The sequence below is a fragment of the Marinobacterium aestuariivivens genome (genome assembly GCF_042661465.1).
GTDB lineage: Bacteria > Pseudomonadota > Gammaproteobacteria > Pseudomonadales > Balneatricaceae > Marinobacterium_A > Marinobacterium_A aestuariivivens.
Window position 1 is genome coordinate 977,128 of the sequence record NZ_JBHSWE010000001.1, and the last position, 21,538, is coordinate 998,665.

Below are 21,538 nucleotides of genomic sequence, written 5' to 3' on the forward strand. Positions count from 1 at the left end.
GGAAAATGGTGCCTTTGCATCGCTTGACCCATCCTACGGCGGTTAACTCAGCTGTCCGTGACAGTGCTTGTACTTCCTGCCGGAGCCACAGGGGCAGGGGTCGTTGCGCCCGACCTTGGGGGCCTCGCGCACGAAAGTTTCGCCATGCTCGGCCTGCTTTTCGCCTTCCGGCGCCGCCTCGGGCTCGCCGGCCTTCATGGCACTGGTCTCGGCATGCTGGTAGTTCATCTGCTGACGCTCGGCCTGCTCGCGACGCTGCTGCTCCATCGCCTCGACCTCTTCCGGCTGTCGCACCTGGACATGACAGAGAATCTTGACGACGTCGCGCTTGATGTTCTCGAGCAGCTCCTGGAACAGCTGGAACGCTTCGCGCTTGTATTCCTGCTTCGGGTTCTTCTGTGCATAGCCGCGCAGATGAATGCCCTGACGCAGCTGGTCCATGGTCTGCAGGTGTTCCTTCCAGAGGGTATCGAGCACCTGCAGCATCACCTGCTTCTCGAAGGTGCGCATGCCCTGGGCGCCCACCAGCGCCTCCTTCTGCTCGTACTGCTCGACGACCGCGGCGAGGATCTTCTCGCGCAGCGTCTCCTCGTGCAGGGATTCATCCTCGTCCAGCCACTGCTGAACCGGCATCCGCACCCCGAACTCCGCGTCCAGCGCCTTCTCGAGCCCCGGAATATCCCACTGCTCCGACAGGCTCTGCGGCGGGATGTACTCGCTGATGGTGTTCTCGACCACCTCGGCGCGCACATCGCGCACGATCTCGGAGATATCGTCACTGGCCATCAGCTCGTTGCGCTGGCGGTAGATGACGGTACGCTGATCGTTCGCGACATCGTCGTATTCGAGCAGGGTCTTGCGGATGTCGAAGTTGCGTCCCTCGACCTTGCGCTGCGCCTTCTCGATGGCGTTGGTGACCATCTTGTGCTCGATCGCCTCGCCACGCTCCATGCCCAGCGCCTGCATGAACTGACGCACCCGCTCGGAGGCGAAGATGCGCATCAGGTCATCCTCCAGCGACAGGAAGAAACGGGACGAGCCCGGGTCGCCCTGGCGGCCGGCACGGCCACGCAGCTGGTTGTCGATACGACGGGATTCGTGACGCTCGGTACCGATAATATGCAGACCGCCGGCTTCGAGCACCTGCTCGTGCCGTTCCCGCCAGGCCTCGGTGGCCGCCGCGACCTGCTCCTCGGTGGGATTTTCCAGCGCCGCCAGCTCCGCCTCGAGCTTGCCGCCGAGCATGATATCGGTACCGCGACCGGCCATGTTGGTGGCGATGGTCACGGCCCCCGGCCGGCCGGCATCGGCGATGATGCCGGCTTCCATCGCATGGTTCTTGGCATTGAGCACGTTGTGCGGCAGCTTCTGTTGCGCAGCAGCGTGGAGATCAGCTCGGACGACTCGACCGAGGCGGTACCGACCAGCACCGGCCGCCCCTGCTCCTGGCACTCGCGGATCTCCCTGATGATCGCTTCGTACTTCTCTTCCATCGTCAGGAAAACGATGTCGTTGGAATCCTTGCGCGCGACCGGGCGGTTGGTCGGGATCACGACCACGTCGAGACCATAGATCTGGCGCAGTTCGAATGCCTCCGTATCGGCGGTGCCGGTCATGCCGGACAGCTTGTCGTAGAGGCGGAAGTAGTTCTGGAAGGTGGTCGACGCCAGGGTCTGGCTCTCGAGCTGCACCGGCACGTTTTCCTTCGCCTCGACCGCCTGGTGCAGCCCCTCCGACCAGCGTCGCCCCGGCATGATGCGGCCGGTGTGCTCGTCGACGATCACCACCTGGTTGTCCTGGACGATATAGTCGACGTCGCGCTGGAACAGGTTGTGCGCCCGCAGGGCCGCCAGCACATGGTGCAGCAGGCTCAGGTTCTGCGGCGCATAGAGGCTCTCGCCCTCGCCCAGCAGGTCGTTCTTGACCAGGATCTCTTCGACCAGCTGATGGCCGGCTTCGGTCAGCTCGACGGTGCGGTTCTTCTCGTCGACGACAAAGTGTTCGTTGATGACCTGGGTGTCGTCCTTCGGATCGATCTCGCCCTCGAAACGCTTGAGCTGCGGAATCAGGGTATTGATCTTGCGGTACATCGCCGAGCTGTCCTCGGCGGGCCCGGAGATGATCAGCGGGGTGCGCGCCTCGTCGATCAGGATGGAGTCGACCTCGTCGACCACGGCGAAATTGAAATCGCGCTGCACCTTGTCGGCGAGGCTGAACGCCATGTTGTCGCGCAGGTAGTCGAAACCGAATTCGTTGTTGGTGCCGTAGGTGACATCGCAGCCATAGGCGGCACGCTTGGTGGACTGGTCCTGACCGGACAACACCACACCGACGCTGAGCCCCAGGGCCTCGTAAAGCGGGCGCATCCATTCGGCATCGCGGCGGGCGAGATAGTCGTTGACGGTCACGACATGGACCCCCTGACCGCCCAGCGCATTGAGATAGACCGCCAGGGTCGCCACCAGGGTCTTGCCCTCGCCGGTGCGCATCTCGGCCACCTTGCCTTCGTGCAGCGCGATGCCGCCGATCAGCTGAACATCGAAATGGCGCATGCCCATGGCACGCTTCGAGGCCTCCCGCACCACCGCAAAGGCTTCGGGCAACAGCTGATCGAGGCTTTCACCCTGCTCCAGCCGCTGACGGAACTCCGCCGTTTTGGCCTTGAGCGCTTCATCACCCAACTGCTCGATTTCGGACTCGAGCGCATTGACCTGATCGACAACCTTGCCCATGCGCTTGAGTTCCCGGTCGTTTTTGCTCCCGAAAACCTTTTTCAGTAGTGATGTCAGCATAATCCGAATTTCAACCAGTTGAATACAAAGCGTTTTACGCACCCATGACGAAAAACAACTCGACATTCTACCCATATTGGGGCGCCGAGTAGAATGTTAAAGGCAATTATTTTGGGGGACAGTATGACGGGGGACCGGGGGACGGATGTAGGATGGGTGGAGCGCAGCGCAACCCATCACCTCGCCGCAGCCAAGTGCCAGCCACAACCAATCGATCTGTAATGCGATCGATATGGCGGGTTCCCTGACAACTGCTCCTGCGTTGTCAGGATTTCCACCGTCCCTGGAGGTTTCGCGATGCCCATACAAGATGCGAAGCGTTTCGGCTGGTTGCAATGCATCGCTCTACCCACCCTCCGGTCCGTGCTTTCGAAAACACCGAGATCGTAGGATGGGCGACCCATCAACCAGTGTTGGGTTTCGCGTCACACGTAACCCGTCACCTTTTTACGCCACCGCCGGGCCGGCATAGGAGATCGGCGACTTCTCGGTCTCGTCCTCGAAGGTGACGACCTCGTAGGCATCCTCGGTCGCCAGCAGCTCGCGCAGCAGCATGTTGTTGAGATAGTGACCGGACTTGTGGCCGATGAACTCGCCGATCAGGCTCTTGCCCAGCAGGTAGAGATCGCCGACTGCGTCGAGGATCTTGTGCTTGACGAATTCGTCGTCGTAGCGCAGCCCATCGCTGTTCAGAATGCGGTAATCATCGACGACGATGGCATTGTCGAAACTGCCGCCGAGCGCCAGGTTCTGAGAACGCAGATACTCGATATCGCGCATGAAACCGAAGGTCCGGGCCCGGCTGACCTCCTTGACGAACGAGGTGCTGGAGAAATCCAGACTGGCTTTCATGTTGCGGTTGGCAAACGCCGGATGATCGAATTCAATGGTGAAGCCGACCTTGAAACCGTCGAACGGCTTGAAGGTCGCCGACTTGTCGTCCGCGGTCACGGTCACTTCGCGCTTGATGCGGATAAACTGCTTCGGCGCGTCCTGCTCGAGAATGCCGGCGGACTGAATCAGAAACACGAAAGGCGCGGCGCTGCCGTCCATGATCGGCACTTCCTCGGCACTGAGCTCGACGATGACATTGTCGATACCCAGGCCTGCCAAGGCCGACAGCAGATGCTCGACGGTCGCCACCCGCACGCCGTCCTCGTTGGACAGGTTGCTGGACAGGGTGGTATCGACCACCTTGTCGGCGAACGCCTTGATCTCGACGACGGGATCGAGGTCGACACGACGGAACAGTATCCCGGCATCGACCGGCGCAGGCTTCAGGGTCAGATACACTTTCTGACCGGTATGCAGGCCAATCCCCGTCGCCTTGATGCTGTTCTTCAGAGTACGTTGTCTGATCATGCTCCCCGCCAGAAAAATAGAGTTCACCCAGAATAGCGGCGAATAGTAACAAAGGTGCGGCAACCGAGGCAAACCGGCCTACTTGGTGACGCGTCACCGCCAGGGATGGCGGGACGACTAAAATTGCAGGAGCTAACTTCAGCGAAACGTGCCGTCTCTGCCGCGCAGTTCGCTTCACGTAGGGCACCTTGAGCGCAGCGAAACGTGCCTCTCTACCGCGCAGTTCGCGTCGCTCAGTGCGCCCTACGTCCCTGCAATCCCATCAATCCGCCTGGCGGCGCAGGAAGGTCGGAATGTCCAGGGCGCCGTACTCCGACTGACCGGTACCGGTCTGGCGCAGCTTGGTGCTCCGGGGTTCCTGCTCGATCTGCCCCTCCGGCTCGTCCAGCAGCGCCTCCTGACGGCGGCGGCGCAGCACCGTCGGCAGTTCGATCTGCTGCATGTCGAGGCCCGGCTCGGGCTTGTGGGCCCGGTTGTCGCTGACCACGCGGATCTCCTCGCGGCGCTTGTCGAGACCGGTGGCCACGACCGTCACCTTGATATCGTCGGTCAGTTCCGGATCGATGACGGTGCCGACCACGATGGTGGCATCGTCCGAGGCGTATTCCTCGACGATATTGCCGACTTCGGTGAACTCGCCCAGGCTCAGATCGAGACCGGCCGTGATATTGACCAAAATACCGCTGGCGCCCTTGAGGTCGACGTCCTCGAGCAGCGGGCTCTTGATCGCCGCCTCGGCCGCCAGGGTCGCGCGCTCGTCGCCGCGGGCCACACCGGTGCCCATCATCGCCATGCCCATCTCGGACATCACGGTGCGCACGTCGGCGAAGTCGACGTTGATCATGCCCGGACGGGTGATCAGGTCGGCAATGCCCTGCACCGCGCCCTTGAGCACGTCGTTGGCGGTGTTGAAGGCGTTCATCAGGCTGCAGTTGCGCCCCAGCACCTGCATCAGCTTCTCGTTGGGAATGATGATCAGGGAGTCCACCGATTCGCGCAGCTCCTTGATCCCCTCGTCGGCGATGGTCATGCGCTTGCGACCTTCGAACGGGAACGGCTTGGTCACCACCGCCACCGTCAGGATGCCCATTTCCCGCGCCACTTCGGCGACGATCGGCGCCGCCCCGGTGCCGGTACCGCCGCCCATGCCAGCGGTGATGAACACCATGTCGGCCCCGCGGATCATCTCGGCGATGCGCTCGCGGTCCTCCAGCGCCGCCTGCCGTCCGACCTCCGGGTTGGCGCCAGCGCCGAGCCCCTTGGTCAGTTCGCCGCCGATCTGCAGCACAGACCGGGAGGCCATGTTGTTGAGTGCCTGGGCATCCGTGTTGGCACAGATGAACTCGACGCCCTCGACTTCACTGCTCACCATGTGGTGAACCGCGTTGCCGCCGCCGCCGCCGACACCGATCACTTTGATTACCGCGCTTTGCGGAACATTATCGACTAGTTCAAACATCTCCCCTTCCCTCCGTTGTAGCGCCTTTTGCTAACTTCCGGCACTTTGACAGACCCGTCGGGCCTGCCGAACTTTAGAATCCGTGGCTGAGCCGCCAGCGGCTCAGAAATTGCCCTGAAACCAGGTTTTCATGCGCCCGAACAGGCTGCCGAGGCTCGGCACCTCCGCGCGGCTGCGCGGCGGCTGCGGCTTCGGCGCCCGTGCCGGCCCGCGCACCGCCGGCAGCTTCTCGGCCGGTGCCTGGTACTGATGTTCCTGACGCGCATAGTGCAGCAGGCCGATGCCGGTGGCGTAAATCGGGTTGCGCAGCACATCCTCCATGCCGAAGACGCCGCTGGGCAGCGACAGCCTCACCGGCATATGGAAGATCTCCTCGGCCAGCTCGACTGCACCCTCCATCTTGGCGGTGCCACCGGTCAGCACGATGCCGGCTGCCACCAGGTCCTCGAAACCGCTGCGCCGCAGTTCCGCCTGGATCAGCGAAAACAGCTCGTCGTAACGCGGCTCGACGACTTCGGCGAGGGCCTGGCGCGAAAGATCCCGCGCCGGCCGGTCGCCGACACTGGGCACCTTGATGGTTTCGCCGACGCCGGCCAGCTGGGCCAGGGCACAGGCGTACTTGATCTTGATCTGCTCGGCATGGGGCGTGGGCGTGCGCAGCGCCATGGCGATATCGTTGGTGACCTGGTCACCGGCGATCGGAATCACCGCCGTATGGCGGATGGCGCCGGCGATGAAGATGGCGATGTCGGTGGTACCGCCGCCGATATCCACCATGCAGACGCCCAGCTCCTTCTCATCGTCGGTCAGCACCGCAAAGCTCGAGGCCAGCTGCTCGAGCACGATATGATCGACTTCGAGGCCGCAGCGGCGGATGCACTTCTCGATATTCTGCACCGCATTGGTGGCGCCGCTGACCAGGTGCACCCGCGCCTCCAGCCGCACGCCGGACATCCCCAGCGGCTCACGGATCCCTTCCTGATTGTCGATCAGGTACTCCTGCGGCAGGATATGCAGGATCTTCTGATCCGCCGGAATCGCCACTGCCCGGGCCGCGTCGATCACCCGCTCAAGGTCGTGCTCGGTGACCTCCCGGTCCTTGACCGCGACGATGCCGTGGGAATTCATGCTGCTGATATGGCTGCCGGCGATACCCACCGTCACCGAATGGATCTTGCACCCGGCCATCAGCTCCGCCTCCTCGACCGCCCGCTGTATCGAGCTGACCGTCGATTCGATATTGACCACCACGCCGCGCTTGAGGCCGCGGGATGGCTGCGAGCCGACACCGACGATCTCGATGCGGCCGTCCGGCCCGACTTCGCCGACCAGGCACACCACCTTGGAGGTGCCGATGTCGAGCGCTACGATCATATTACTGTCAGACATAGTCTTAACCCGCTGTTGTGTCTGCCTCGGGCTGCGGTTTCCACTTCACCGCAACCCCGTTGGTATACCTGATATCCACCTGTTCGATCCGCTGGGCCTCCGATGCCAGGCGCTGGCGATAGACCTGGATGAAGCGTCCCAGGCGTTCGGTCACCCGCTCGCGGCCCAGCAGTACCCGGATGCCGTTGTCCAGTTCCAGGGTCCAGGCCCCGCGGGCTTCCAGCGAGAGCCCGCTCAGTTTCAGCCCCGACGCCTGAAACATCCGGTTCAGGTCGTGGAACTGCGCCATCACCCGGCCGGTATCGCTGGCCGGCCCGTTCAGGCGCGGCAGCACGCCGTACTCGGGCTTGAGCTCGGGCCAGAAGATATCGCCCTGGTGATTCAGCAAGCCCTTGTCGCCCCAGCGCGCCACCGGCACCTCCTCGTCGACCCGTATCTCGATCGCCGGCGGCCAGTCCCGCTTCACCCTTGCCCCGTGCACCCAGGGTTCCTCGAGCAGCCGTTCCTGCAGCCGCTCGAGATCAAGCTGCAGCAGAGGCTTGTCGAGCCCTGCCGCCAGATGACCCGCCAGGGCAGCCTTGTTCAGATGGCGCGCCTCGCCCAGCACCCGCACCTCGGTCACCGGCCGGTCCAGCCACTGCCAGACCTGTTGCGCCAGCGACCAGAGCAGCGCAGCGAACAGCCCCAGCGTGCCCAGCAGCACCAGGGACCGTCCCCAGCCACCGCCGTTGCCGGGCTGTACAGCCGCTTCCGGTTGCCGGGCCGCCGCATTCATCAGCCGGCACCCTTCAGGATGCGCACCGCCAGCTCCCCGAAACCGATCCCGGCCCGCTGCGCCGCCATCGGCACCAGGCTGTGATCGGTCATGCCGGGCGCCGTGTTGACCTCGAGCAGGTAGAACCGCCCCGCGTCATCCTGCATCACGTCGATGCGCCCCCAGCCACGGCAGCCGACCACCTCGAATGCCTCGATGGCCAGTTTTCTGAGCTCGGCCTCCCGCTCCGGCTCGAGACCGTGCTCGAACAGGTAGCGGGTATCGTTCGCCTGGTATTTGGCGTCATAGTCGTAGAACTCGTGGGGCGTCTCCAGACGGATGACCGGCAAGGCCTCGCCGTCGAGTACCGCCACCGTGAACTCGGCGCCGGAGATCCACTGTTCGGCAATGACGCTGCGATCGAAGCGGACCGCCTCGCCGAAGGCACGGTCCAGCTGATCGCGATCACGCACCTTGCTCATGCCGATACTCGAGCCCTCGTGGGCAGGCTTGATCATCATCGGGTAGCCCAGGCGCTGCTCGGCCTCGTCGAGCCGGTCCGCCGACGCGAGTACCGCAAAAGGCGCCGTCGGCAGGCCGGCGCCGACGAACAGCTGCTTGGAGCGCAGCTTGTCCATGCCCAGCGCCGAGGCTTCGACCCCGCTGCCGGTATAGGGGATGCGCAGCATCTCCAGCACGCCCTGGATGACCCCGTCCTCGCCGCCGCGCCCGTGCAGGATCAGGAAGGCACGGTCGATCGGCTGCGCCTGCAGCTGGGCGATCGGACACTGGTCGCCCTGCTCGCCGTAGAGGTCGATACCGAAGGCATCGACGCCGGCGCGCTGCAGTGCGCTCAACACAGCGTCGCCGCTCTTGAGCGAAACGGGACGCTCGGCCGAGTCGCCGCCCATGATCACGGCGACGCGGCCGAGGCTCGCGGCCTCTTCGGCGGTCACTCGAAATTCGGTAGCAGCTTGCATCCTTCTATGCCTCTCGGTTGTGCGTCAGCGTCAGCGACTTCAGTTCATGGGCCAGGGCGGTAATGTTCCCCGCCCCTTGGGTCAACAGCAGGTCACCCGGGCGCAGAATGTCCCTGAGCACCTCGGATACCTGTTCGGGACTCTCGACATAGACCGGATCGAGCCGTCCGCGCTGGCGGATACTGCGACACAGGCTGCGGCTGTCCGCCCCCGGGATCGACTCTTCACCGGCCGCGTAAACCTCCATCAGCAGCAGGGTGTCGACGTCGGACAGCACCTGCACGAAATCCTCGTACAGATCGCGGGTCCGGCTGTAGCGATGCGGCTGGTAGATCATCACCAGCCGGCGATCGGGCCAGCCCTCGCGCACCGCGCTGATCACCGCCTGCACCTCGCGCGGATGATGACCGTAATCGTCGACCAGCATCGCGCTGCCGCCATCGACCGGCACCTCGCCCAGTACCTGGAAACGGCGGCCGACGCCTTCGAACCGCTCCAGCGCCCGGCAGATCGCTTCGTCGCCGATACCCTCGTCGGTCGCCACGGCGATAGTGGCCAGGGCATTGAGCACGTTGTGACGGCCCGGCATGTTCAGCCTGACCTCGAGATCGGCATGGCCATCCGGGCGCACGGCCCGGAAGCGGGTCTGCATACCGTTCTGAGTCACGTCGACCGCGCGGAAGTCGGCCTCCTCGTTGAAGCCGTAGGTCAGCATTGGTCGACCGACCTCCGGGAGGATCTCGCGTACCGTCTCGTCGTCGGTGCAGACCACGGCCAGGCCGTAGAACGGCAGGTTGTGCAGGAAATCGACGAAGGTCTTCTTCAGGCGGTTGAAGTCGCCGGCATAGGTGTCCATATGGTCGGCGTCGATATTGGTGACGATCGCGACCATCGGCTGCAGGTGCAGGAAGGATGCATCGCTCTCGTCTGCTTCCGCCACCAGGTAGCGGCTGCCGCCGAGCTTGGCGTTGGTGCCGGCACTGTTGAGACGTCCGCCGATGACGAAGGTCGGATCCAGGCCGCCCTCGGCCAGCACCGATGCCATCAGGCTGGTGGTGGTGGTCTTGCCGTGGGTGCCGGCAACCGCGATGCCGTGGCGGTAGCGCATCAGCTCGGCCAGCATCTCGGCCCGGCGCACCACCGGTACCCGGCGCTCCCGCGCCGCGGCCACTTCCGGGTTCTGCTCGTTGACCGCGGTCGAAGTCACGACCACATCCGCCTCGGCTACATGCCCGGCGGCATGGCCGATGAAGATGCCGGCGCCCAGGGACTCCAGACGCTCGGTGGTGGCGGACTCGCGGATATCGGAGCCGGTGACGCTGTAGCCCTGGTTCAGCAGTACCTCGGCGATGCCGCACATGCCGACCCCGCCGATACCGACGAAATGAATGCGGCGGATTCTTCGCATTTCCGGAACTTCAAACACTGTCGGACTCTTCTGCATCATTCTCACTTCATCGATTCAATACTTGTGGAGCGCTGCGACGTCGCGGCTGGCCCCATGCATTTCCGGGCGGCACCCTGGCCGTCACGTCATCGTTTCCATACAGATCCGGGCAACGTCGCGGCTGGCTTCGGGCCGTCCCTGGGCACGCGCGATCCTCGCCATTTCGAGCAGCCTGTCGCGACTGCCCAGCTGTTGCAGTATCTGTTTCAGGCCGGCCTCGTCGAGATCGCGCTGCTGCACCAGCATCGCGGCCCCGGGACCGGCCAGATAACCGGCGTTGCCGGTCTGGTGATCGTCCACCGCATGGGGAAAGGGCACCAGCACCGAGGCGACGCCGGCGATCGACAGCTCGCTCACCGTCAGAGCCCCGGCGCGGCAGAGCACCAGGTCCGCCCAGCCATAGGCCTCGTCCATGCGCTCGATAAAGGGCACCACCTCGGCCTCGACACCGGCCTGGCGGTAGTATTCCCGCGTCTCGTCGAGCAGTTTCCTGCCGGTCTGATGACGTACCAGCGGACGCCTTGCGGCGCCATCGAGGCCAGCACCTTCGGTACCAGCGCGTTGATCGCCCGGGCACCGAGGCTGCCCCCGACCACCAGCAGCCGCAGAGGCCCTCGCGCCCGGCCAGCCGCTCATCGGGCGGCGCCAGCTCGAGGATAGGCCCGCGCACCGGATTGCCGGTCGAGGTCACATCGCCGCGCCCGCCGAAGGCGCCGCTGAAGGCCTCCAGTACCCGACGGGCAAAACGCGCCAGTATCCGGTTGGTCATGCCGGCGATGGCATTCTGCTCGTGGATCACCAGCGGACGCCCCGCCAGCCAGGCAGCAACGCCACCGGGACCGGAGGCGAAACCGCCCATGCCCAGTACCAGATCAGGCCTCGCCCGGCGCACCACCGCCATGGCCTGCCACAGCGCCCGCGCCGGCGCCAGGGCGCCAGCAGCAGGCTCAGGCGTCCCTTGCCGCGCAACCCGGTCACCTCGATGCAGTGCAGCGGGATACCGGCCGCCGGCACGACCTCGGCTTCGATACCCCGACGGGTACCGAGCCACTCGACTTCGACGCCCTGGCGGCGCAGCTCGTCCGCCGTCGCCAGCGCCGGAAAAACATGACCGCCGGTACCGCCGGCCATGATCAGCACCTTTTTCCCCTGACCGGCGTTCATGTTCTCTGCTCCCGCGGGACCGACCCCTTGCGCCGGCTGCGGTTGCCCGCCTTCCTGCCGGCACCGGCGGCGCCGAAACGCTGACACTTGAGTTCGTAATCGATGCGCTGGACGATCGCGATCATCGCCGCGCAGACCAGCAGGCTGCTGCCGCCGTAACTGAGCAGCGGCAGCGTCAGCCCCTTGGTCGGCAACGCGCCGACATTTACGCCGATATTGATCAGCGCCTGACCGGCGAAAATGAAACCGAAGCCATAGGCCGCATAGGCCATGAAAAACGCCTTCTGCTTTTCGGCCTGGCGCCCGATCAGGAATATCCGCGTCACCAGCACAACGTAGAGCGCGATCACCAGCAGCGCGCCGATCAGGCCGAACTCCTCGGCCAGCACCGAAAACACGAAATCGGTATGGGCTTCGGGCAGGTAGAACAGCTTCTGCACGCTGTTGCCAAGCCCCGTACCGAACCAGTCGCCGCGGCCGAAGGCGATCTGCGCCTGGGACAGCTGATAGCCGGCACCGAAGGGATCGGCCCAGGGATCCTGGAACGATTTGAGGCGCTCCATGCGGTAGGGCTGGGCGATCGCCAGCAGCGCGACCAGGCCGCAGGCCACCGCCAGTACCAGCAGGAACTGCCCGAAACGCATGCCTCCGAGAAAGATCATGCCCATGACGGTGCCCATCAGCACCACCGCGGCGCCGTAGTCCGGCTCCATGATCAGCAGGCAGACCAGCAGCGCCAGCGGCAGTGTCGGCTTGATCACGCCGCTCCAGCTGTTGCGTACCTCCGACAGACGCCGCACCAGGTAGCCGCTCAGGTACAGCACCATGAAAAACTTCGCCAGCTCCGACGCCTGCAGGTTGACTGGTCCCAGCCCGATCCAGCGGCGGCTGCCGTTGACCTCGCGACCGATGCCGGGCACCAGCACCAGTACCAGCAATACCGCCCCCACAAGCAGCAGGTGGGGGCCGAAACGGTGCCAGACAGAAACCGGGATCCGCGACACGACGACTGCGGTAATCAGCGCCAGGACCATGAAGACCCCATGGCGGATCGAAAAGAAGAAGGCGCCGCCGTACCTTTCCGCCGCCACATCCATCGACGCCGAGGTGATCATGACGAAGCCAATCAGCACCAGGCAGACGGCGGCCAGCAGCAGCCAGGGATCGAAGGGTATCGTCCCCGGCTGAATCGGCTGCCAGCTCCGCCAGTACCTGCGTATCATTCGAGCCTCCCGACGGCGTCAACGAACTGGCGGCCGCGATCGGCATAACCGGAGAACATGTCGAAACTGGCGCAGGCCGGCGACAGCAGCACGACATCCCCCGGCCGCGCCAGCGCAGCCGCCCGGGCCACGGCGTCCTGCATCGACCCGGCATGGACCTTCGAGCCGAGGCCGGTGACGGCCGCATCGACACGGGGAGCGTCGCGACCGATCAGCACCAGGGCACGGCCGTAACGGGTCAGCGGCGCATCGAGTTCGACGAACTCGGCGCCCTTGCCGTCGCCGCCGGCGATCAGCACGATGCCGGCATCCGGCGCCAGCGTCGGCCCAAGGCCGTTCAGCGCCGCGACGGTGGCGCCGACATTGGTGCCCTTGGAATCGTTGAACCAGGCCACGCCGCCCTTCTCGGCCACCCACTGGCAACGATGCTCGAGACCGGCAAAGGTGCGCAGTGTCCGCAGCATCGCCTCGCGCGGCAGCCCCCGCGGTACCGATTGCCAGCGCCGCCAGCGCATTGGCGACATTGTGCAGACCACGGATGCGCAGTTCCGAGACCGGCAGCAGCCGCTCCAGACCCAGTGCCAGCCAGGGCTGTCCCTGGTCATCGTCGAGCAGGCCGAAGCATTTCAGGTCCGGCTTGCCGAGACGGTAACCCCAGATTTCGACGCCCTTGGGCAGCAGCGGATGGGTCAGCGGATCGTCGCGGTTCTCCACCACCTTGCGGGCACCGCGGAATATGCGATGCTTGGCGCGGTAGTAGTCCTGCATGCTGTCGTAACGGTCGAGGTGATCGGGGCTGACATTGAGCACCGTGGCCACTTCGGCCCGCAGATCCGAGGTGGTTTCGAGCTGGAAACTCGACAGTTCGAGGACGTACAGCGCCTGCTCGCCGTCTGCCAGCATGTCCAGCACCGGCGTGCCCAGGTTGCCGCCGACACCGGTATCGATGCCGGCCGCCTTCGCCATCTCGCCGACCAGGGTGGTGACGGTGCTCTTGGCATTGGAGCCGGTGATGGCGATGATCGGTGCCTTGACCCTGCGGCAGAACAGGTCGATATCGCCGGTCAGCCGGGCTCCGCGGGCCACCGCTTCGCGGATTGCCGGATGCCGCTGGTCGACGCCGGGGCTGAGCACCAGCTCGCAGGCAGCGGCCAGGAATTCGGGATCGAGCTCGCCGCAGCGCACCTCGACCCCGGGTGCCAGCGCCTTGAGCTCTTCGAGCCCCGGCGGCTGTTCGCGGGTATCGGCGACGGCGAATCGCTGCCCCTGGCGCAGCAGATGGCGCACGCAGGAGAGCCCGGTCTGCCCCAGACCGATCACGACCGACAGCCGATCACTCGAAATCAGACTCATGACTGCTTCACCTGCAACAACGTCATTTCCTTCCTTACTCAGCGAATCTTCAGGGTCGCCAGACCCACCAGCACCAGCACCACCGTGATGATCCAGAAGCGCACGATCACGCGCGGTTCCGGCCAGCCTTTCAGTTCGAAATGATGGTGAATCGGCGCCATCCGGAAAATTCTGCGCCCGGTCAGCTTGAACGAGGCCACCTGCAGGATCACCGAGATGGTCTCCATCACGAAGACCCCGCCCATGATCACCAGCACCAGCTCCTGGCGCACGATAACGGCGACGGTGCCGAGTGCCGCACCCAGCGCCAGGGCGCCGACATCACCCATGAACACCTGCGCCGGGTAGGTATTGAACCAGAGGAAACCGAGCCCGGCGCCGACGATCGCACCGCAGAAGATGATCAGCTCGCCGGCACCGGCGACGTAGGGGATGTGCAGGTAATCGGCGAACTGGCTGTGGCCGCTGAGATAGGCAAACACAGCCAGGGCGCCGGCGACCATCACGGTCGGCATGATCGCCAGGCCATCGAGGCCGTCGGTCAGATTGACCGCATTGGAACTGCCAACGATGACGAAATAGGTGAAGACGACGAAGAACAGCCCCAGCGGGATCGCCACCTCCTTGAAGAAAGGTACGATCAGTGCCGTTTCGACCGGCGTCTGGGCGCTGGCATAGAGCGCGATGGCGGCGCCGAAGCCGCCAACCGACTGCCACAGATATTTCCACTTCGCCGGCAGGCCGCGGGAGTTCTTCTGCACCACCTTGCGCCAGTCGTCGACCCAGCCGACGGCACCGAAAATAAAGGTGACGCCGATCAGGATCCAGACGTAGCGGTTGCCGAGGTCGCTCCAGAGCAGTGTGCTGATGCCGATCGCCAGCAGTATCAGGGCCCCGCCCATGGTCGGTGTGCCGGCCTTGCTCAGGTGCGACTGGGGACCATCATTGCGAACCGACTGACCGATCTGGCGACTCTTGAGCTGATCGATCAGCCGCGGTCCCGCCAGTAGCGAGATCGCCAGCGCCGTGAGGACACCGAGGATTCCACGCAGCGTGATGTACTGGAATACGGCAAAGCCCTTGAAATACTGCGCCAGGAATTCGGCGATATAAACCAACATCTATGCTTCCATCAGGCCCTTGACGACCCGCTCCATGGCGGCACTGCGCGAACCCTTGACCAGCAGGGTCAGATCCGCGTGCACCTTTGTTTTAAGGTAATCGATCAGTTGTTCGCGATCGTCGAAGGCGCGGCCGTCGATACCGCCGGCGGCCCTGTAGGCCCGCACCGCCTCCCGGCTCAGCGGGCCGACACCGAAGAAATGGTCGATGCCCTTCTTCGCCGCATGGATACCGATCCCAGCATGCTGGTCGGCCGAATCGGCCCCGAGCTCCGCCATGTCGCCAAGCGCCAGCGCATGAACCCCCGGCAGCCCCGCCAGCACCTCGATGGCGGCGCGCACGGAGGCCGGATTGGCGTTGTAGCTGTCGTCGATCAGCCGGCAGCCGGCAAGACCCGACAGCGGCTTCATGCGACCGTTCACCGCCTCGAAACGCCCGAGGCCCTCGGCGATCGGTGCGGGCTCGAGGCCTACCGCCGTTGCCGCCGCGGCCGCGGCCAGCGCATTGGCGACATTGTGACGCCCCAGCACCTGCAGCCGCACCGGCACCCGCTGCGGCCCCACCGCCAGGTCGAAACCGTAGCAGCCGCTGTCCAGGTGATGGAGTTCCCGGGCCGACACCTCGACATTCTGGCGCTCGAGACCGAACCGCAGCACCCGGCGCCCGGCCAGCTGCGTCAGCCAGACGCCGGCATGGGCATCGTCGGCATTGACGATGGCGGTACCGTCGCCGGCCAGGCCGTTGAAGATCTCGCCCTTGGCCCGCACCACCCCTCGAGGGAGCCGAAGCCTTCGAGATGGGCGCCGGCGGCATTGTTCAGGATGGCGATGTCCGGCTGTGCCAGCCGGCTGACGTAGTCGATCTCGCCGGGACCGCTGGCCCCCATCTCGATCACCGCGTAGCGGTGCTGCGGCTCGAGCCGGAACAAGGTCAGCGGCACCCCGATGTCGTTGTTGAAATTGCCCTTCGTCGCCAGCGTCGGTCCTGCGCCGGCGAGTATGGTAGCAAGCATTTCCTTAACCGAGGTTTTACCGCTGCTGCCGGTCACCGCCACCAGGGTGCCGCGAAAAAGGCGCCGATTGTACTGGGCCAGGCGCCCCAGCGCGAGCCGGGTATCCCTGACCACCAGCTGCGGCAGATCGAGCGCCAGCGCATGATCGACCACCGCCGCGGCGGCGCCCTTTGTCATCGCCTCGGCGACGAAGTCATGGGCGTCGAAATGCTCGCCCTTCAGCGCCACGAAAAGATCGCCGGACTCGATCTGACGGGTATCGGTGCTGATGCGCCCGACGTCGAGATCCGCGCCCTCGAGGCGCGCCTCCAGCGCCTGTGCCAGTTCCGACAATCCGAACGAACGCATCATGATGCCTGCCCCCGCTGTGCCAGCGCCTGCCGGGCGACCTGCTGGTCGCTGAACGGCTGGCGCCGGCCGTTGATTTCCTGGTAATCCTCATGGCCCTTGCCGGCGATCAGCACGATATCGCCCGCCTTCGCCTCGAGCACTGCCCGGCGAATGGCCGTGGCGCGATCCGGCTCGACCTCAACCTCGGCACCGCCCTCGATGCCGGTCAGGATCATCTCGATAATGCGCTGCGGATCCTCGGTGCGCGGATTGTCACTGGTCACCCGGACACGACCGGCAAGCCTTGACGCGATCGCACCCATCTCCGGTCTTTTGCCGGTATCGCGGTCACCGCCGCAGCCGAAGACGCACCAGAGTTCGCCCTCGACATGCGCCGTCAGCGCCTCGAGCGCCTTTTCAAGCGCATCGGGGGTATGGGCATAATCGACCACCACCAGCGGCTGCTCGCCGCCGCCGAAACACTCCATGCGCCCGCACACCGGCTGCAGGCTGCACAGCCCCTGTCGCAGCTGCGGCGCATCCAGCCCGGCCAGCGCCAGCACCGCGGCGCAGAGCAGCAGGTTGCTGAGATTGAAATGACCGAGCAGCCGGTTCTCGACCTCGATCTCGCCGGCCGGCGTATGCAGCCGCGCCCGGAGGCCCGTGCTGTCGAGCCGGCTCTCGAGCGGATAGAGATCGCAGGCGGGCGAGGTGCCGAAAGCCAGCGCCTTCTCTACATGCGGGCCCTGGCGCGACAGCAGGGTGCGGCCGAAGGCATCGTCGGCATTGATCGCCTGTAGCGGCACGTCCATCGCGTCGAACAGCCGCGCCTTGGCCCCGCCGTAAGCCTCCATCGAACCGTGGTAGTCGAGGTGGTCGCGACTGAGGTTACTGAAGGCGGCGATATCGAAGGCGATGCCGGCGACCCGTCCCTGCTCCAGCGCATGGGACGACACCTCCATCACCGCCGCCTTCGCGCCCCGGGCGACATAGTCGGCCAGCAGCCGCTGCAGCGCGATCGGGTCCGGCGTGGTGTGGCTGGCCGGCACCAGGGCGCCGGGAAAACCGTTGCCGACGGTGCCGAGCAGCGCCGTCCTGATGCCGATGCCGTTGAGGGCCTGGGCGATGTAGTGGCTGCAGGAGGTCTTGCCGTTGGTGCCGGTGACGCCGACCATCCTCAGCTGGCGGCTCGGTTCGCCGAAGAACAGAGAAGCCGCCGGGCCGATGCGGAACGCCAGTTGCTCGACCGCCAGTACCGGAATGCCAAAATCCTGCCCGGCCAGCTGCGCCTGCTCGCTGCTGTCGACCAGGGCGGCGACCGCGCCCCGCTCGGCCGCCGCCGCGATGAAGTCCAGGCCGCGATGACGCGTACCGGCGCGGGCGAAGAACAGATCGCCGGGTACGAGGCTGCGGCTGTCCTGGGACAGCCCCCGATAACGAGCGAAGCCAGAGGGGTTCCCACCACCTCTGGCAACAGTTGTTGCAATGTGCACTCTCGGATCCGGGTCATCACTTCATTGCCATTCGCTTGCCTTCATCGCCGGGCCAGCTGTCCGGCGCTACATTGAGCAGTCGCAGCGCACCCGCCGCGATCCGGGAAAATACCGGCGCCGCCACCTCGCCACCGTAATATTCCTGCCCCTTGGGGTTGTCCACCATCACCACCAGCACGATGCGCGGATCGCTGACCGGCGCCACGCCGGCAAACACCGAAACATACTGATCGTTGATATAGCCGCCGGCACCGATCTTGTGGGTGGTGCCTGTCTTGCCGGCAATGCGATAGCCCGGCACCCGGGCGCGGGTGCCGGTACCGCCGCTCTGGGTAACGGTTTCCATCATCGCCAGGACATCGCTCGCGACCTGCTCCGGCATCACCCGGGTCGCCGACGGGACCTCCTGCTGTTTCAGCAGCGAGACCGGACGGATAACGCCGCCGCTGGCGAACGGGAGGTAGGCATGGGCCAGTTGCAGCGGCGTGACCGACAGGCCATAGCCATAGGACATGGTCGCCCGCTCGACCACCTGCTTTTCCGAGATCCAGGGCAGTGAGCCTGTCTGCTCGCCCGGAAACCCGGTGCCGGGCGCCTGACCGAGGCCTACATTGACCATCAGGTTGCGTACCGCGTCGTGATCCATGCTCAGCGTCAGCTTGGTAACACCGACGTTGCTCGACTTGGTGATGATGCCGGTCAGGTCGAGCGTCTTGTAATTGCGGTGGTCGCGAATGGTATGGCCCTTGAGGCGGATATAGCCGGGCGAGACGTCGACTTCGGTATCGGGCCTGTACCGACCGCTCATCAACGCCGCCGCCACTGTCAGCGACTTCATCGGCGAGCCGGGCTCGAAGACGTCGGTCAGGGCGCGGTTGCGCAGGCGCTGCTGCTCAGTTCGCTGCGGTCGTTCGGGTTGTAGGAGGGCTGGTTGACCAGCGCCAGCACCTCGCCGGTGTGGGCATCGAGCGCCACCGCGGCGGCACCGTCGGCGCCATGGGCCTGCACCGCCGCCTTCAGCTCGCGGTAGGCCAGGTATTGCAGCCGCAGATCGATGCTCAGCTGCAGGTCGTCGCCGGCATTGGGCTCTTCCAGGGAACGGATATGCTTGATGGTGCGTCCTAGCCGGTCCTTGAGCACCAGCTTGCGGCCGGGCTCGCCGCGCAGCCAGTCGTTGTACGCCAGCTCCATGCCCTCCTGGCCCTCGCCGTCGACATTGGTGAAGCCCACCAGGTGGCTGCTGACCTCGGCGGCCGGGTAGTATCGCCTGTATTCACGATCGACATGGACACCCGGCACGCGCAGCGTGGCAATCTGCTGTGCCAGTTCAGGCGTGACCTGACGGCGCAGATAGAGGAACTGACGTTCCCGGAACTCGTTGAGACGGCCGATCAGCTCGCTGCGATCCATTTCCAGCAGCGCGGCCAGCCGGCCGACGGAGGGGTGGTTGACATCGGCCTTGCTGGGGTCGGCCCAGATGGTCGCCACCGGCGCACTGACCGCCAGCGGTTCGCCGTTGCGATCGGTGATCTGGCCGCGGTGCGCCGGAATCAGGGTGGTGCGCAGTGTCCGGGCATCCCCTGGCTCTGCAGAAAATCCTGGTCCTGCACGTAGAGCGACAGCAGCTTGAACAGGATCGCCGATGCGATCAGTGCCAACAGGCCGAACAGCAGCAGCAGCCGCCAGCTGCGGGCCGCCTGATTCTCGGTGCTGTCGGAGCTGTTGGCTTCAGCGTTCATGCCGCACTATCTCTATCATCCCTGGCTCGGGAACCAGCATTTCCAAACGTTTGCTTGCAACCTGTTCGATGCGGTTGTTCGCCGCCCAGGCGCTTTCTTCGAGAACCAGCTGGCCCCATTCGACCTGCAGCTCGTCCCAGTTGGTCACCAGATTCTGGTGCTGATTAAACAGCACCCGGTACTGGTAGGCGCTATAGGTAACCGCCAGCGCGCTGCCGACCACCATGAAAACCAGAACGGCCAACACCAGGGCCGGACGCGCCAGCGCATCGGCATCCAGCAGCGGTGCCGGCGCCTCCACCCTGCCCCGGCGGTCACCGGGCGTCGCGTCGCGCCTGGGCAAGCCGGGTACCAGACGGCGCCAGTCCATGGCGGGCAGTTTCACTTTATTCGCTCCGCCACCCGCATCACGGCGCTGCGCGCCCTGGGATTCTGACCGACCTCCGCAGCGCCGGCCTTGACGGCCTTGCCGATGGACTTCAGTCGCTGCGCCAGCATATCCTGGGTCACGGGAATACCCGGAGGCAGATGCTCGTCACCCTTGACATGCTTGCGGATAAACCGCTTGACGATACGGTCCTCCAGCGAATGAAAGCTGATCACCACCAGGCGGCCACCTATCGACAGCAAATCCAGCGCCTGTTCCAGGCAACGCTCGAGGTCTTCCAGCTCCCGGTTTATATGGATCCGGATGGCTTGAAAGGCTCGCGTTGCCGGATGTTTCCCCTTCTCCCAGGCGGGATTTGCATCGGCGATAATTCTGGCCAACTGCGCCGTGGTGGTGATCGCAACCTCTTGCCGCGCCGCAACGATGGCCCGCGCCATCCGCCGTGCGAAGCGGTCTTCTCCGTACGTGAAAATCACGTCGGCGATTTCCTTTTCGTCGGCGCTGGCGACCCATTGCGCCGCACTCTGGCCGACATCGGGGTTCATCCGCATATCCAGCGGCCCCTCGTTGAGAAAACTGAATCCGCGCGCCGGGTCGTCCAGCTGCGGCGAGCTGACGCCCAGGTCCAGCAGGATGCCGCCGACCCGGCCCTCCAGGCCGCGCGCCCGGACGAACGTCTCCATGTCGGCGAAGGATCCGCGCTCGATCTCGAAGCGCGGCTCGTCGGCTAAGCGTGCCCGGGCGTAGGCAATCGCCTCCGGATCCTTGTCGATACCCAGCAGGCGGCCGCCGGACCCGAGGTGCTCGAGGATCAGGGCGCTGTGACCACCGCGCCCGAAGGTGCCGTCTATATAGAAGGCATTGGGATCCTGCACCAGCGCATCGACCGCTTCACGCAGCAGCACGGTGGTATGACTGAAATCCTGAATCATCTGCGCTCGATAACCTGTAAGAGGGACCCGCGAACAGGTCCCTTCGCTGTAATCGTTCCGGTTACAGTGACAGCGTCTGCAGGTCATCCGGCAGCGCCATACCACCCTCTACTTCTTTCAGGTACTGCTCGCGGGTCCGGTTCCAGTGCTCTTCGCTCCAGATCTCGAACTTGCGGCCCTGCCCGAGCAGTACCACTTTTTTGTCCAGTTCGGCGTATTCGCGCAATGGCGCCGGCAACAACAGCCGGCCACTGCCGTCCATCTCCAGATCGGTGGCATGACCGATCAGCAGGCGCTGGATACGCCGGGCCGCGGGATTGAAGCTGGGCAGGGCTTCGATCTTCTGCTGGATACCTTCCCATTCGGGCAGCGGATACAGCAGCAGGCAGCGCTCCTCGGTATCGATCGTCGCCACCAGATAGCCGTCACAGCTCGCCTGGATCTGCTCGCGGTAGCGTGCCGGAATCGCCATGCGACCTTTGGCATCGAGATTGATCGGATTAACGCCCCGGAACATTCAGGCTTTCCTGTGTTCTTTTACGCCACTTTTATCTTGTGGAACCCAAAATTACCCACATTCACCCACTTTATCCCACTCG

General features: G+C 64.9%; 18 protein-coding genes and 3 pseudogenes. All 21 read right to left on the minus strand.

Features of this window, described 5'->3' with window-relative positions:
* Positions 1 to 42: 42 nt before the first annotated feature.
* Positions 43 to 2,792 (minus strand): annotated as a pseudogene (secA, locus tag ACFQDL_RS05155) (preprotein translocase subunit SecA).
* 447 nt (positions 2,793 to 3,239) lie between these two features.
* Positions 3,240 to 4,154 (minus strand): UDP-3-O-acyl-N-acetylglucosamine deacetylase, encoded by a 915-nt coding sequence (gene lpxC / locus ACFQDL_RS05160; protein WP_379908106.1) that lies wholly within the window; start codon positions 4,152 to 4,154, stop codon positions 3,240 to 3,242.
* A 262-nt stretch (positions 4,155 to 4,416) separates the two neighbouring features.
* Positions 4,417 to 5,613, minus strand: coding sequence for a cell division protein FtsZ (ftsZ, locus tag ACFQDL_RS05165; RefSeq protein WP_379908107.1), 1,197 nt, complete (start codon positions 5,611 to 5,613; stop codon positions 4,417 to 4,419).
* Positions 5,614 to 5,715: 102 nt separating this feature from the next.
* Positions 5,716 to 7,002, minus strand: a complete 1,287-nt coding sequence (gene ftsA / locus ACFQDL_RS05170; RefSeq protein ID WP_379908108.1) for a cell division protein FtsA — start codon at positions 7,000 to 7,002, stop codon at positions 5,716 to 5,718.
* 4 nt (positions 7,003 to 7,006) lie between these two features.
* Positions 7,007 to 7,777, minus strand: a complete 771-nt coding sequence (locus ACFQDL_RS05175; protein WP_379908109.1) for a cell division protein FtsQ/DivIB — start codon at positions 7,775 to 7,777, stop codon at positions 7,007 to 7,009.
* The gene (locus tag ACFQDL_RS05180; protein ID WP_379908110.1) at positions 7,777 to 8,736 is read right to left on the minus strand and encodes a D-alanine--D-alanine ligase; all 960 of its coding nucleotides are present in this window, start codon (positions 8,734 to 8,736) and stop codon (positions 7,777 to 7,779) included. The genes ACFQDL_RS05175 and ACFQDL_RS05180 overlap by 1 nt, the downstream gene beginning before the upstream one ends.
* 4 nt (positions 8,737 to 8,740) lie before the next feature.
* A complete protein-coding gene (gene murC, locus ACFQDL_RS05185) occupies positions 8,741 to 10,180 on the minus strand; it encodes a UDP-N-acetylmuramate--L-alanine ligase (RefSeq protein ID WP_379912887.1) in 1,440 nt (479 codons plus the stop codon).
* Between the two features lie 84 nt (positions 10,181 to 10,264).
* Positions 10,265 to 11,347 (minus strand): annotated as a pseudogene (gene murG / locus ACFQDL_RS05190) (undecaprenyldiphospho-muramoylpentapeptide beta-N-acetylglucosaminyltransferase).
* Positions 11,344 to 12,570, minus strand: coding sequence for a putative lipid II flippase FtsW (gene ftsW / locus ACFQDL_RS05195; RefSeq protein WP_379908111.1), 1,227 nt, complete (start codon positions 12,568 to 12,570; stop codon positions 11,344 to 11,346). Before ftsW ends, murG begins: the two are co-directional and overlap by 4 nt.
* Positions 12,567 to 13,094: a glutamate ligase domain-containing protein gene (locus tag ACFQDL_RS05200; protein ID WP_379908112.1), complete on the minus strand. Its 528-nt coding sequence runs from the start codon at positions 13,092 to 13,094 to the stop codon at positions 12,567 to 12,569. Before ACFQDL_RS05200 ends, ftsW begins: the two co-directional genes overlap by 4 nt.
* A gap of 22 nt (positions 13,095 to 13,116) precedes the next feature.
* Positions 13,117 to 13,923 (minus strand): annotated as a pseudogene (locus tag ACFQDL_RS05205) (Mur ligase family protein); the annotation flags it as partial.
* 38 nt (positions 13,924 to 13,961) lie between these two features.
* Positions 13,962 to 15,044, minus strand: coding sequence for a phospho-N-acetylmuramoyl-pentapeptide-transferase (gene mraY, locus ACFQDL_RS05210; RefSeq protein WP_379908113.1), 1,083 nt, complete (start codon positions 15,042 to 15,044; stop codon positions 13,962 to 13,964).
* Positions 15,045 to 15,812: a glutamate ligase domain-containing protein gene (locus ACFQDL_RS05215; RefSeq protein ID WP_379908114.1), complete on the minus strand. Its 768-nt coding sequence runs from the start codon at positions 15,810 to 15,812 to the stop codon at positions 15,045 to 15,047.
* Entirely contained in the window at positions 15,722 to 16,408 is a 687-nt protein-coding gene (locus ACFQDL_RS05220) for a UDP-N-acetylmuramoyl-tripeptide--D-alanyl-D-alanine ligase (RefSeq protein ID WP_379908115.1), read from the minus strand. The genes ACFQDL_RS05215 and ACFQDL_RS05220 overlap by 91 nt, the downstream gene beginning before the upstream one ends.
* Positions 16,405 to 17,880 (minus strand): UDP-N-acetylmuramoyl-L-alanyl-D-glutamate--2,6-diaminopimelate ligase, encoded by a 1,476-nt coding sequence (locus ACFQDL_RS05225; protein WP_379908116.1) that lies wholly within the window; start codon positions 17,878 to 17,880, stop codon positions 16,405 to 16,407. Before ACFQDL_RS05225 ends, ACFQDL_RS05220 begins: the two co-directional genes overlap by 4 nt.
* Before the next feature lie 16 nt (positions 17,881 to 17,896).
* On the minus strand, positions 17,897 to 18,718 hold the full coding sequence (locus ACFQDL_RS05230; RefSeq protein WP_379908117.1) for a peptidoglycan D,D-transpeptidase FtsI family protein: 822 nt from the start codon (positions 18,716 to 18,718) through the stop codon (positions 17,897 to 17,899).
* Positions 18,719 to 18,744: 26 nt separating this feature from the next.
* A complete protein-coding gene (locus tag ACFQDL_RS05235; protein WP_379912889.1) occupies positions 18,745 to 19,446 on the minus strand; it encodes a peptidoglycan D,D-transpeptidase FtsI family protein in 702 nt (233 codons plus the stop codon).
* Positions 19,431 to 19,619 carry a hypothetical protein gene (locus ACFQDL_RS05240; RefSeq protein WP_379908118.1) on the minus strand — a complete coding sequence of 63 codons (189 nt, stop codon included), beginning with the start codon at positions 19,617 to 19,619 and terminating at the stop codon, positions 19,431 to 19,433. The genes ACFQDL_RS05235 and ACFQDL_RS05240 overlap by 16 nt, the downstream gene beginning before the upstream one ends.
* Positions 19,609 to 20,004, minus strand: a complete 396-nt coding sequence (ftsL, locus tag ACFQDL_RS05245; RefSeq protein WP_379908119.1) for a cell division protein FtsL — start codon at positions 20,002 to 20,004, stop codon at positions 19,609 to 19,611. The genes ACFQDL_RS05240 and ftsL overlap by 11 nt, the downstream gene beginning before the upstream one ends.
* Positions 20,001 to 20,939, minus strand: coding sequence for a 16S rRNA (cytosine(1402)-N(4))-methyltransferase RsmH (gene rsmH, locus ACFQDL_RS05250; protein ID WP_379908120.1), 939 nt, complete (start codon positions 20,937 to 20,939; stop codon positions 20,001 to 20,003). The genes ftsL and rsmH overlap by 4 nt, the downstream gene beginning before the upstream one ends.
* Positions 20,940 to 21,000: 61 nt before the next feature.
* Positions 21,001 to 21,456: a division/cell wall cluster transcriptional repressor MraZ gene (mraZ, locus tag ACFQDL_RS05255; protein WP_379908121.1), complete on the minus strand. Its 456-nt coding sequence runs from the start codon at positions 21,454 to 21,456 to the stop codon at positions 21,001 to 21,003.
* Positions 21,457 to 21,538: the final 82 nt, after the last annotated feature.